Annotated in this window: 12 protein-coding genes; 8 read left to right on the top strand and 4 right to left on the bottom strand. The window is 70.3% G+C overall.

Annotated elements, in window-relative coordinates; genetic code table 11:
• The coding region (locus ACTS11_RS01130) for a hypothetical protein (RefSeq protein WP_442638516.1) at positions 1-980 on the bottom strand (980 nt) is incomplete at its 3' end.
• A complete protein-coding gene (gene hslV, locus ACTS11_RS01125; RefSeq protein ID WP_442638515.1) occupies positions 977-1,534 on the bottom strand; it encodes an ATP-dependent protease subunit HslV in 558 nt (185 codons plus the stop codon). The genes hslV and ACTS11_RS01130, both read right to left, overlap by 4 nt.
• 108 nt (positions 1,535-1,642) lie before the next feature.
• Here hslV and nthA point away from each other — a divergent pair, with 108 nt between their 5' ends.
• The 3 genes from nthA to ACTS11_RS01110 are packed head-to-tail and all read left to right on the top strand — an operon-like array spanning position 1,643 to position 3,202.
• Positions 1,643-2,263 carry a nitrile hydratase subunit alpha gene (gene nthA / locus ACTS11_RS01120; RefSeq protein ID WP_442638514.1) on the top strand — a complete coding sequence of 207 codons (621 nt, stop codon included), beginning with the start codon at positions 1,643-1,645 and terminating at the stop codon, positions 2,261-2,263.
• Complete coding sequence (nthB, locus tag ACTS11_RS01115) at positions 2,260-2,916, top strand: nitrile hydratase subunit beta (protein WP_442638513.1); 657 nt, start codon at positions 2,260-2,262, stop codon at positions 2,914-2,916. The genes nthA and nthB overlap by 4 nt, the downstream gene beginning before the upstream one ends.
• Positions 2,903-3,202, top strand: coding sequence for a nitrile hydratase accessory protein (locus tag ACTS11_RS01110; RefSeq protein WP_442638512.1), 300 nt, complete (start codon positions 2,903-2,905; stop codon positions 3,200-3,202). The genes nthB and ACTS11_RS01110 overlap by 14 nt, the downstream gene beginning before the upstream one ends.
• Position 3,203: 1 nt before the next feature.
• On the opposite strand, the gene crtC is transcribed toward ACTS11_RS01110, so the two are convergent.
• Together crtC and crtD are read right to left on the bottom strand one after the other, a co-directional pair.
• Positions 3,204-4,076, bottom strand: a complete 873-nt coding sequence (gene crtC, locus ACTS11_RS01105; protein ID WP_442638517.1) for a carotenoid 1,2-hydratase — start codon at positions 4,074-4,076, stop codon at positions 3,204-3,206.
• On the bottom strand, positions 4,031-5,608 hold the full coding sequence (gene crtD / locus ACTS11_RS01100; RefSeq protein ID WP_442638511.1) for a 1-hydroxycarotenoid 3,4-desaturase CrtD: 1,578 nt from the start codon (positions 5,606-5,608) through the stop codon (positions 4,031-4,033). The genes crtC and crtD overlap by 46 nt, the downstream gene beginning before the upstream one ends.
• 123 nt (positions 5,609-5,731) lie before the next feature.
• Between crtD and ACTS11_RS01095 the strand changes: the two genes are divergently transcribed.
• From ACTS11_RS01095 to bchY, 5 genes are all read left to right on the top strand, one after another.
• A complete protein-coding gene (locus ACTS11_RS01095) occupies positions 5,732-6,601 on the top strand; it encodes a polyprenyl synthetase family protein (protein WP_442638510.1) in 870 nt (289 codons plus the stop codon).
• A gap of 4 nt (positions 6,602-6,605) precedes the next feature.
• Positions 6,606-7,745 (top strand): methyltransferase, encoded by a 1,140-nt coding sequence (locus tag ACTS11_RS01090; RefSeq protein WP_442638509.1) that lies wholly within the window; start codon positions 6,606-6,608, stop codon positions 7,743-7,745.
• A 124-nt stretch (positions 7,746-7,869) separates the two neighbouring features.
• Positions 7,870-8,811, top strand: coding sequence for a chlorophyll synthesis pathway protein BchC (gene bchC, locus ACTS11_RS01085; RefSeq protein WP_442638508.1), 942 nt, complete (start codon positions 7,870-7,872; stop codon positions 8,809-8,811).
• Complete coding sequence (locus tag ACTS11_RS01080) at positions 8,808-9,809, top strand: chlorophyllide a reductase iron protein subunit X (RefSeq protein WP_442638507.1); 1,002 nt, start codon at positions 8,808-8,810, stop codon at positions 9,807-9,809. Before bchC ends, ACTS11_RS01080 begins: the two co-directional genes overlap by 4 nt.
• A 4-nt stretch (positions 9,810-9,813) precedes the next feature.
• Positions 9,814-11,394, top strand: coding sequence for a chlorophyllide a reductase subunit Y (gene bchY / locus ACTS11_RS01075; RefSeq protein ID WP_442638506.1), 1,581 nt, complete (start codon positions 9,814-9,816; stop codon positions 11,392-11,394).
• Positions 11,395-11,464: the final 70 nt, after the last annotated feature.

Here is an 11,464-nt window from a genome sequence, read left to right as displayed (position 1 = left end):
CATTGCGCGCCGAGCAGGACGAGGCCCGCGCCGAGCATCAGGATCACGAAGAAGGCCTGGCCCTCGACCACCGTGATGGCGAGCGCGACGACATAGCCCACGCCCGCCACGAGGAAGGAGCGGCGGTCGATCACCACGGCGAAGACCGCCATGAGCGCGATGAAGGCCGCGAGGACGAGTTGCGCGGCGACGGTTCCCGCGTCGAACAGCGTCAGCGCGACCGTGTTCACGATGGCCGGCGCCGCGATCACGTGGAGCCAGAAGCCCGCCGCCGCCCGCCGCGTCACCCGGTGCGGGTCCGACATGTCGAAGCGCATCGCGATGACCAGGCCCACGAGGCCCAGCACGATCGTCAGGAGCGCGAAGGGCCCGTCCGCACTGAGCAGGAACACGTCGCGCGGCGTCTCCGGGAACGAACCGCCGAGCGTGGCGATCCCGAAGGCCGTGGCGAAGACCGAGAGCGCGATCAGCGCCACCGTGAAGGGCACGCGGAACGCGACGTAGTAGCCCGACAGGAACAGCGACGAAATCGCCGCCGCCGTCGTCAGCGTGGCGGGCGTGCCGAGATCCAGCATCGCCGAAAAGGCGAAGCCGAACTGCGCCGAAAGCAGGCCGAACATGATGGCCAGCGCGATGGAGGGTGCCACCATCCGCCGCTTCAGCGTGAAGTAGCTCGCGAGCAGCGCGACCGCGCCCATCCCGAAGATCGCGTAGGCCATTCCGAGGATGTAGCCCTGCGTCGTGCCGAGCACCGTCATCCCCGTGACCCCGGCGAAGCCGAGATACAGGATGGTCAGACCCACCACGATGAAGATCTCGTTGAACCCCTTGAAGAGCTCGAAGGGCTCGTCGAGGCCGTCGACATGCTTGCGCACGCCCGCGCGCCGTTCGGACAGCACGATCAGCGCGGCCGCCTGAGCCTCCGTCAGCACGCCCGAGGTGACGCCCGCGCGGATGTCGTCGCGGCTGAGGCCGGTCATCCGCCGATCCGCTCCACCGTGAGGTTCCCGTTGGTGTAGACGCAGATGTCGGCCGCGATGCTCATGGCCTTGCGCGCGATCGTCTCGGCGTCCGTATCCGTGTCGATCAGCGCCCGCGCGGCGGCGAGCGCGTACATGCCCCCCGAGCCGATGGCGGCGATCCCGTGCTCGGGTTCCAGCACGTCGCCCGCGCCGGTGATGACGTAGAGCTCCCGCCCGTCGGTCACGATCAGCATGGCCTCGAGCTTCTGGAGATACTTGTCGGTGCGCCAGTCCTTGGCCAGTTCCACGCAGCCGCGCTGAAGCTGGCCGGGCGTGGCCTCGAGCTTGGCCTCGAGCCGCTCGAGCAGCGTGAAGGCGTCGGCGGTGGAGCCCGCGAAGCCCGCCACCACGTCATGCCCGCCGGGCGAGAGGCGGCGCACCTTGCGCGCGCTGCCCTTGATGACCGTCTGGCCCAGGCTCACCTGCCCGTCGCCCGCGACGACGACCTCGTTGCCCTTTCGCACCCCGATGATCGTGGTGCCGTGCCAGCCGGGGAAATCGCTCTCTGCCATGGGGCCTCCGTCGTTCGGGCCTATATGGATGGCTGCGGCCCGTCCCGCAAGTTTGGCAGGACGATGCTTGGAAAGTCGCGGCATCGGGCCGATACTGGCGGAAAGCGGATGGGCACCATGCACGACCACCACGACCACGACCACGACAACGAATTCGACCCGATGACGGCACGGGTGCGCGCGCTCGAGACGATCCTCGTCGGCAAGGGCCTGATCGACCCGGCGGCCGTCGACGCCATCATCGACACCTACGAGCATCGCGTCGGCCCCCGGAACGGCGCGCAGGTCGTGGCGCGGGCCTGGACCGACCCCGGTTTCGCCGACTGGCTGAAGGCGGATGCCACCGCCGCGATCGCCGACATGGGCTTCGTCGGGCGGCAGGGGGAGCACATGGTCGCCGTGTTCAACTCGCCAGAGGAGCACAACCTCGTCGTCTGCACGCTGTGTTCCTGCTACCCGTGGCCCGTGCTCGGCCTGCCGCCCGCCTGGTACAAGTCGCCCGACTACCGCGCCCGCGCCGTGCGCGAGCCGCGCGCCGTCCTGGCGGAGTTCGGCGTGGCCCTGCCGGAGGAGCGGCGCATCCACGTCTGGGATTCGACGGCCGAGATCCGCTATCTCGTGATCCCCGAACGTCCGGCCGGCACCGAGGGGCTAGATGCGGAGACGCTCGCGGGCCTTGTCACGCGGGACAGCATGATCGGCTGCGACGTCCTGAAAGCGCCGGCATGAACGGCGCGCAGGATGTCGGCGGCCGTCACGGCTTCGGGCGCGTGATCCCGGAGGACGAGAGCATCCGCTTCCACGCCGATTGGGAAAAGCGCGTCCTCGGCGTGACGCTGGCCTCGGCCGCGCTCGGATACTGGAACATCGACGCCTCCCGCCACGTCCGCGAGAGCCTGCCGCCCGCGATCTACTACAATGCCAGCTACTACGAGATCTGGCTCCGCGCGCTGGAGATCCTGCTGGAGCGGGCGGGCGAGGCCTCGGGCGACGAGCTGGCGACGGGCGAGGTCCGGACACCGGGCCACCGCGCCGACAGGCGACTTTCGCCCGAGGCTGTCCCGGCGGTCCTGGCCAGGGGCGGCCCGACCGAGCGCGCGGGGCCCGAGCCGGCGTTCCGCGTCGGCGACCGCGTCCGCACCCGCAACCACCAGCCGAAGGGGCATACGCGCCTGCCCGGCTACGCGCGCGGGCACGTGGGCACGATCACCGCGCTCCACGGCTGCCACGTCTATCCCGACACCAACGCGCATTTCGAGGGCGAGCGTCCCTGCCCGCTTTATACCGTCCGCTTCGACGCGGTGGAGCTTTTTGGTGAGGACGCCGACCCGACCCTCTCGGTCAGCATCGATGCATGGGAGCCCTATCTTGACCACGCCTGACGCCCCGTTCGAGGAACCCTGGCAGGCGCAGCTCTTCGCGCTGACGGTCGCGCTGAACGAGGCGGGCCGGTTCACCTGGTCGGAATGGGCGGAGGTCTTCGGCCCCCGCGTGCAGGGCGCGCCGGCGTCGCATTACTGGGAGGTCTGGTCGGAGGCGCTGGTCGCGCTCCTCGAGGCGAAGGGGATCGCCGCCGCCTCGGAGGTTCTCGCCATGACCGAACGCTGGCAGGACGCCGCGCGCGCGACGCCGCACGGGCAGCCGATCCTCCTGGCCGCGGCGGACTAGCCTAGAGCCACCCCGGCCAGCCCCGCCGCCGCGGCACCCGGACGGCGAGCATCGGCATCAGCCATGGCCCCCGGAACCGGTTGAGGTCGAGCGCCTCGTGGACGCCCACCGTCTCTTCCCCGCCGATCCGCGTCCGCACGGCCGAGCGGTTGTAGAACGGCGCGTCCAGCATCGCCTTGACCTGCCGGGGCCTGTAGCCCGCATCGGCCCGCGTCTCGCGCCGGACCATCCAGCCGGGCCGCGCGAGGCGGGCCTTCGGCGGCGGGTCGATCGGCCGGACGCTGCCGTCCTCGGCGAAGCCCACCGCAACCGACAGTTCCGTCCCGTCCCGTCGCGTCGCGTCATAGAAGCAGGCCGCGCCGTCCCGCAGCGGAAAGCGGCCCCAGGTCCAGTAGTCGAAATCGGCCTCCAGCGCGCGAACCCCGAAATTCGCGTCGAAATAGCCGTGGCCTCCCCATGTCCAGCCGGGGCGGTTCAGCTCGACCCTTATGTCCGCCTTGGGCGCGAAGGGTCGCCAGACATGCGCGCCATCCTCCGTCAGCGGCAGCTCCACCTGCGTCAGCGCCGAGGGGATCACCGTGACCGTCCCATGCAGGCGCTGGGCGTGGGGCGTCGACATCTCGTCGATCTCGATGACAAGCCGGTCGCCGTCCCAGACCATCGCGGAGGGTCCGATATCGATCCGGTCGCGCGAGAGGCCGAGCGCGTCCGCGCCCCGGTCCGTCATCGTCCAGCGCCCGCCGCGCCCGTAGGTCACGACGTTGAGGCAGCAGTGGTTCGCCGGGTTGCGCCGCCCGCTCCAGCGGTACCAGGGCGAGAAGACCGAGCCTATGAAGCCGATGATCGAGATGGCGCGTTCGCCATCGTCCGAGATGCCGTCGACATACCACCAGGCGTAGCCGTCCGGCGGGACGTCGATGTCGAAGCAAGGTCGCTCCAGATCGCCTCGGCCGCGTGCCGGCCGGAGAGGCAGGCCATGGGAATCCCCGCCCCCGGATGCGTCCCCCCGCCGCAGAGGTAGAGCCCCGGCAAGGCCGTCCGCGCCTTCGGCCTGTGGAAGGTCGCCATCATCCCGTGCGGGCTCCGCCCGTAGAGGGAACCGTCCGACGCGGGAAAGTCCCGCGCGAAGTCCGCGGGCGTCGCGAGATGCGTCAGGTCCGGCACCGGAGAAAAGCTCAGGCCCATCCCCGCCAAGGTCTCGAAGGTGCGTGTCCGGCATGTTCGTCGTTCCTCGTCGGTCGCCTTGTGGCCGGGCGGGCCGTTCATGATGATCTCAAAACGCTCGGGGCCGACCGGCGCGGCGCCGCCCCGGTCCTGCGCGCAGACGTAGAGCGTGGCGTCGCGCGGCATCCGCCCCGCCGCGATGTCCCCGAACTCGACGCGCGGATCCTCGCAGAAGAACACGTTGTGATGTGCGAGATCGACGCCCCGCGGCTCGGCGGCGAAGCCCCAGACGAAGGCGGACAGGCTGCGCGGCGTGACGGCGCGACCGGGGACCACGGCGCGCGCCGCAGGCCCGAGATGGCCGTCGTGGAGCGCCTTGGGGTCGCCGTTGAACACCACGACATCGGCCGGAAGACGGGTGCCGTCGGCGAGGTGAACGGCGGTGCAGCGCCCGTCCTGCGTCTCGATCCGCCGCGCCTCCGCGCCGAAGCGGAAACGCGCGCCCTTCGCCTGCGCGAGGCTGTGGAGCGCCTGCGCCAGCCGGTGCATTCCGCCCGCGACACGCCAGACGCCGGAGGCCTCGGAATGCCAGATCAGCGACAGGATCGCAGGCGAGCGGTAGGGCGAGCCGCCGACATAGGTTGCGTAGCGCCCGAAGAGCTGCCGCAGGCGCGGGTCGGAGAAGCGCATCCTGAGCCCCTGCGCCAGCGTCAGGCCCGGCGCCATCGAAGGAATGAGGGACGGTCGAGCCATCACTTCGGCGGTCAGTCCCGCGAGGTTCGGCTCCGCCTCCCGCATCACGGGGCGGTCGAAGGCCTCGTAGAGTCGCCGCGCGCTCTCGGCGAAGGCGCGGAACTCCCGCTCGGCCTTGGGCCCGGCGAAGGCCCGGACGGCTGTAGCGCTGGCCTCCGGGTCGGCGTGGAGATCCAGGGTCGACCCGTCGCGCCAGAAATGACGGGCGAGGATCGTGTCGGCCTCGAGCGTCACATGGTCGTCAAGCCGCGCGCCGACCGAGGCGAAGAGCTCCTCGAAGACGGGTCGCATGGTCATGACCGTGGGCCCGATGTCCACGGGGCCGGCGACCGAGGCGCGCGTGCGCATCTTGCCGCCCGGCCCCTGCGCCATGTCCACGACCTCGACCGAAAGGCCCCGGTGCGCGAGGCGCAGCGCGGCCGTCATTCCGCCTATTCCGGCGCCGATGACGACGGCTCGGGTCGCGGGGGAGGGTGCGTGGTCTGGCACGGCAACGTCCGATCGAGTGTCAGTTATAGTTGACAGATTGCCCGGACATGTCCAGTCTAATTTACACGGCGGATCACGCAGCCGGACAGATTCCATACGACTTCCTTTGCGACCGGGGGACCCATGCCACTGAAAACCAGGATCGATGCCGCGGTCTCCTCGGCCATCGCGGCGGCTCAGGGCGGTTCTGCCCCGCCGCGCCTCGCCTCCGCGCTGAACTACGCCGTCACCCCCGGCGGCGCGCGAATCCGCCCGACGATCTGCCTCTCCGTGGCGATGGCCTGCGGCGACGACCGCCCGATGCTCTCGGATGCCGCGGCGACGGCGATCGAACTCATCCACTGCGCGAGCCTCGTCCATGACGACATGCCGTGCTTCGACAATGCCGATACGCGCCGCGGCAAACCCGCGGTCCATCGCGCCTATGGCGAGCCGCTGGCGCTCCTTACCGGGGACACGCTGATCGTGGCCGCCTTCGAGGTTCTGGCCCGCGCCGCCGTCCACGACGCGAACCGCGCGATCACGCTGATTCGCATCCTCGGGGAATCGACCGGCATGCCGGGCGGCATCTGCGCCGGGCAGGGCTGGGAGAGCGAGGACAAGATCGACCTCTCCGCCTATCACCGCGCCAAGACCGGCGCGCTGTTCACCGCCGCGACGCGCATGGGCGCCGCCGCCGCGGGCGAGGAGCCGGACGCCTGGACCGAGCTTGGCGCCCGCATCGGCGAGGCCTTCCAGGTCGCCGACGACCTGCGCGACGCGCTCTACGACGAGGCGGCGCTGGGCAAGCCCGCGCAGCAGGACGCGATCAACGGACGCCCGAACGCGGTGGCCGAACTGGGCGTCCGCGGCGCGATCCGCAGGCTCGAGGACATCCTGTCGGGCGCCATCGCCTCGATCCCCTCCTGCCCCGGCGAGGCCGCGCTCTGCGAGATGGTGCGAAAGACGGCCGAGCGCCTGACGCCCGTGGTGCCCGCCCAACAGACCGCGTGACGCGATGGCCGTGAGCGAGCATCCGCGCGGACCGAGGGCCAGCCTGTCCGACCGCTTCTATGCCTGGCGCACGGCCCTCGTCGGCTCCCGCGCGTTCCAGAAGCTCGCGGCGCGCACGCCCTTCGCCGCCGGCATGGCCCGGCGCGACGGCGAGGCCCTGTTCGATCTGGTGGCGGGGTTCGTCCACACGCAGGTCCTGCGCGCCTTCGTCGCCTTCGATCTCGCCGGACGGCTCGCCGTGCGCCCCAAGCGGGCGGAGGAGCTCGCCCTCGAGGTCGGCATCGCGCCGCAGCGGATGCGCGTGCTGTGCCAGGCGGCGGCGTCGCTGCGCCTCCTGAAACGGCGGCGCGACGGGCGCTACGCGCTCGACCGGCTGGGCGCGGCGCTGCCGGGCATTCCCGGCCTCGCGCAGATGATCGCGCATCACGACGTGCTCTATCGCGATCTGGCGGACGCGCCGGACTTCTTCGCGGACGGAAGCGGCACGGAGCTCGCCGGATTCTGGCCCTACGTCTTCGGCGCGGGTGCCGCGCTCGATCCCGAAACGGCCCGCGTCTATTCCGACCTCATGGCCCAGAGCCAGACCCTCGTGGCCGAGGAGGCGCTGCGCGCGCTCGATCTGCGCGGGGTCGCGACGCTTCTCGACGTGGGCGGCGGGACCGGCGCCTTCCTGACCGCCGTCGGCCTCGCCCACCCGGAGCTGCGCCTCCATCTCTTCGACCTGCCCGTGGTGGCCGAGGGGGCGGCGACGCGCTTCGCCGCGAACGGACTGACGGGGCGCGCGACGATCACCGGCGGCAGTTTCCGCACCGACGCGCTGCCCTCGGGGGCGGACGCGATCAGCCTCGTGCGCGTGCTCTACGACCACTCGGACGAGACGGTGCGGATGCTCCTCGCCAAGGCGCATGCCGCGCTTCCCGAGGGTGGTCGCCTCTTCGTGGCCGAGCCGATGTCGGGCGGCGAGACACCCTCGCGGGCGGGCGACGCCTACTTCGCCGTCTACTGCATGGCGATGCGGACCGGCCGCGTGCGCAGCGCCGAGGAGATCCGCCAGCTCCTTGGAGAGGCCGGATTTTCCGACGCGCGGGCCGTCAGGACCGCACGTCCCTTCATCACCGGCCTCGTCACGGCACGGAAGTCGTGAGGATTGTGGGAAGATATGTCTAATCACATTGACATCCCAATGTGTCAGGTTAAACTGACACTCAGGAAACCGGGAAACCCGGATTCTCCGTTCGAAGCCCGCGACGACCGATAGGACCGAGCCAGTGCACGCCACTTCCGTCATTCTCGAAGCGCCCAGGAAGGTCGGCCTCGGCCAGATCGCGCTGCCGGAACCGGGACCGGGCGACCTGGTGGTCGAGATCCGTCATTCGGGCATCTCGACGGGCACGGAAAAGCTCTTCTGGTCCGGCCAGATGCCGCCCTTCCCGGGCATGGGCTATCCGCTCGTCCCCGGCTACGAAGCCGCCGGCGAGGTGGTCGAGGCGGGGCCGGGCACGTCCTTCCGCCCCGGCGACATTGTCTTCGTTCCCGGCGCCAACTGCTACGGCGAGATCCGCGGCCTCTTCGGCGGCGCGACCAACCGGCTGGTGACGCCGGCCGAGCGCGTGGTGAAGATCGACCGCGCCATGGGGGCCGAGGGCGCGCTCCTGGCGCTGGCCGCCACGGGGCGGCACGCCATCGCCGGGCTCAACACGACGCTTCCCGACCTCATCGTCGGCCACGGCGTCTTCGGGCGGCTCCTCGCGCGGCTGACGCTGGCCGCCGGCGGTGCCGCGCCGACGGTGTGGGAGATCAACCCCGACCGCATGGCGGGCGCGCGCGGCTACGATGTCGTGCATCCGGACGACGATCCGCGCCGCGACTACCGCTCGATCTACGACGCTTCGGGTGTGTCAGGCCTTCTGGACACGCTGATCGGCCGGCTCGCCAAGGGCGGCGAGGTCGTGCTCGCGGGCTTCTACCCCGAGCCGCTGTCCTTCGCCTTCCCGCCCGCCTTCATGCGCGAGGCGCGCTTCCGCATCGCGGCCGAATGGACCCGCGACGACCTGGTGGCCACGCGCGACCTCATCGACCACGGGGCCCTCGGCCTCGACGACCTGATCTCGCACCGGGTTCCGGCGACCGACGCCGCGAACGCCTACCAGACGGCGTTCGAGGATCCGGCCTGCCTGAAGATGATACTGGACTGGGAGAACGCCGCATGAGCCTCGACGTACCGAACCTGCGCGACTACGACGCCAAGCTCCGGGAAGAGGCGTCCGAGCCCACGCTCGAGGTGCCGCATTCCGAGCCCACCAAGAAGACGCAGATCATCGCGATCTACGGCAAGGGCGGCATCGGCAAGAGCTTCACGCTCGCCAATCTCAGCCACATGATGGCCGAGCAGGGCAAGCGCGTGCTTCTGATCGGCTGCGATCCGAAATCGGACACGACCAGCCTCCTCTTCGGCGGCAAGGCGTGCCCCACGATCATCGAGACCTCGACGCAGAAGAAACTCGCGGGCGAGGAGGTGAAGATCGGCGATGTCTGCTTCAAGCGCGGCGGCGTCTTCGCGATGGAGCTCGGCGGCCCCGAGGTCGGGCGCGGCTGCGGCGGGCGCGGCATCATCCACGGCTTCGAGCTGCTGGAGAAGCTGGGCTTCCACGACTGGGACTTCGACTACGTGCTCCTCGACTTCCTGGGCGACGTGGTCTGCGGCGGCTTCGGCCTGCCGATCGCCCGTGACATGGCGCAGAAGGTGATCGTCGTCGGCTCGAACGACCTGCAGTCGCTCTACGTCGCCAACAACGTCTGCTCCGCGGTGCAGTATTTCCGCAAGCTCGGCGGCAACGTGGGCGTCGCGGGCATGGTCATCAACAAGGATGACGGCACCGGCCAGGCGCAGGCCTTCGCCAACGCGGTGAACATCCCCGTCCTCGCCTCGATCCCGGCGGACGACGACCTGCGGCGCAAGTCCGCCTCCTACGAGATCGTCGGCACCAACCGCACCCAGTGGGGCGCGCTCTTCGCGGAGCTGGCCGAGAACGTGGCCGGCGCCCCCCCGACGCACCCCGATCCGCTGACGCAGGACGGTCTGCTCGCGCTGTTCGACGGGAAGGACACCGGCGAGGGCTTCGTGCTCGAGCCCGCCACCGACGCCGACATGCGGGGCAAGAACGCCAAGCCCAGGAAATCCCTCGAAGTGATCTACGACGAGGCCTGAGACCATGACCGAAGAGATCAGATACGACGCAGCAGCCGAGGCCGAGGTCATCCAGGGCGAAGCCCGGACCGAGGCCGATGCCGCCGCCGTGCCCGGTCCTTCGGGCGGGGACGGCATGGGCTGCCACGCCGGCGCGGCCGAGATGGAGAAGGCGGCGCGCGCCGCCGGCAAGTCCGAGATCCTCGACCGTTACGCGAAAGACTATCCGCAGGGCCCCCACGACAAGCCGCAGTCGATGTGCCCGGCTTTCGGGTCGCTGCGCGTGGGCCTCCGGATGCGTCGGGTCGCCACCGTCCTCTCGGGGTCGGCCTGCTGCGTCTACGGCCTGACCTTCGTGAGCCACTTCTATGGCGCCCGCCGCTCGGTCGGCTACGTGCCGTTCAATTCCGAGACCCTGGTGACGGGGAAACTCTTCGAAGACATCCGCGAGGCCGTGCACGAGATGGCCGACCCCGAGCGCTACGACGCGATCGTGGTCACCAATCTCTGCGTTCCCACGGCCTCGGGTGTACCTCTCCGGCTCCTGCCGGATGAGATCAATGGGGTCCGGATCGTCGGCATCGACGTTCCGGGCTTCGGGGTGCCGACCCATGCCGAGGCCAAGGATGTCCTCGCCGGGGCGATGCTCAACTATGCCCGACAGGAGGTGGAGGCCGGTCCCGTTCAGGCCCCTGTCTCGGGTAAATCAGACCGTCCGACAGTCACGCTGTTGGGCGAAATGTTCCCTGCGGATCCTCTTGGAATCGGAGGGATGCTCGCGCCACTCGGTCTGGCGGCAGGTCCGGTCGTTCCCTGCCGTGAGTGGCGCGAGCTATATTCCGCGCTGGACAGCGAGGTGGTGGCCGCGATCCACCCCTTCTACACCGCCGCGATCCGCGAGTTCGAAGCCGCGGGGCGCAAGGTGGTGGGTTCGGCGCCCGTCGGCCACGACGGAACCGCCGCGTGGCTGGCCGCCATCGGCGAGGCCTACGGCGTCCCCGCCGAGCGGGTCGCCGCGGCGCAGAACGCCTTCCTTCCTGCCATTAAGGGTGCGCTGTCCGCGACGCCGATCAAGGGCACCATCACGCTCTCGGGCTACGAGGGATCGGAGCTCCTGGTCGCGCGCCTCCTGATCGAGAGCGGCGCCGAGGTGCCCTATGTGGGCTCGGCCTGCCCGAAGACGAAGTGGTCCGCGCCGGATGTCGAATGGCTGGAAGCCCGCGGCGTGAAGGTGAAGTTCCGCGCCAGCCTCGAGGACGACTGCGCCGCGATGGAGGCGATCCGCCCCGACCTCGCCATCGGCACGACGCCGGTGGTGCAGAAAGGCAAGGAGCTCGGCATTCCGAGCCTCTATTTCACCAATCTCATCTCCGCCCGTCCGCTGATGGGCCCGATGGGCGCGGGCAGCCTCCAGCAGGTCGTCAACGCGGCCATGGGGAACAAGGACCGAATGGCGCACATGAAGGCCTTCTTCGAGGGCGTGGGCGAAGGCGACACCGCCGGTATCTGGGAAGGCGCGCCGAACCTCCGGCCCGACTTCCGCGCGCAGCACCAGAAGAAGCTCGACAAGCAGGCGCGCGCGGCGAAGGCGGAGGAGATGATCTGATGCGCCGCGTTTCCGAAAGCACCGTTTCGGCCCTGCGGGCCGACCCGCCGGGGGGCGCTGCCCCCCGGAC

Source organism: Roseicyclus sp., from assembly GCF_052168335.1.
Classification (GTDB): Bacteria; Pseudomonadota; Alphaproteobacteria; order Rhodobacterales; family Rhodobacteraceae; genus Roseibacterium.
The sequence above is the reverse complement of the archived record's forward strand: the minus strand, read 5'-3'. Positions and strand labels throughout refer to the sequence as shown.

Bases quoted from the DNA above. Each gene is read 5' to 3' on its own strand.
- hslV (WP_442638515.1), bottom strand. From the start codon at position 1,534: ATGGCAGAGAGCGATTTCCCCGGCTGGCACGGCACCACGATCATCGGG.
- nthA (WP_442638514.1), top strand. From the start codon at position 1,643: ATGGGCACCATGCACGACCACCACGACCACGACCACGACAACGAATTC.
- nthB (WP_442638513.1), top strand. From the start codon at position 2,260: ATGAACGGCGCGCAGGATGTCGGCGGCCGTCACGGCTTCGGGCGCGTG.
- ACTS11_RS01095 (WP_442638510.1), top strand. From the start codon at position 5,732: ATGCCACTGAAAACCAGGATCGATGCCGCGGTCTCCTCGGCCATCGCG.
- ACTS11_RS01090 (WP_442638509.1), top strand. From the start codon at position 6,606: ATGGCCGTGAGCGAGCATCCGCGCGGACCGAGGGCCAGCCTGTCCGAC.
- ACTS11_RS01080 (WP_442638507.1), top strand. From the start codon at position 8,808: ATGAGCCTCGACGTACCGAACCTGCGCGACTACGACGCCAAGCTCCGG.
- bchY (WP_442638506.1), top strand. From the start codon at position 9,814: ATGACCGAAGAGATCAGATACGACGCAGCAGCCGAGGCCGAGGTCATC.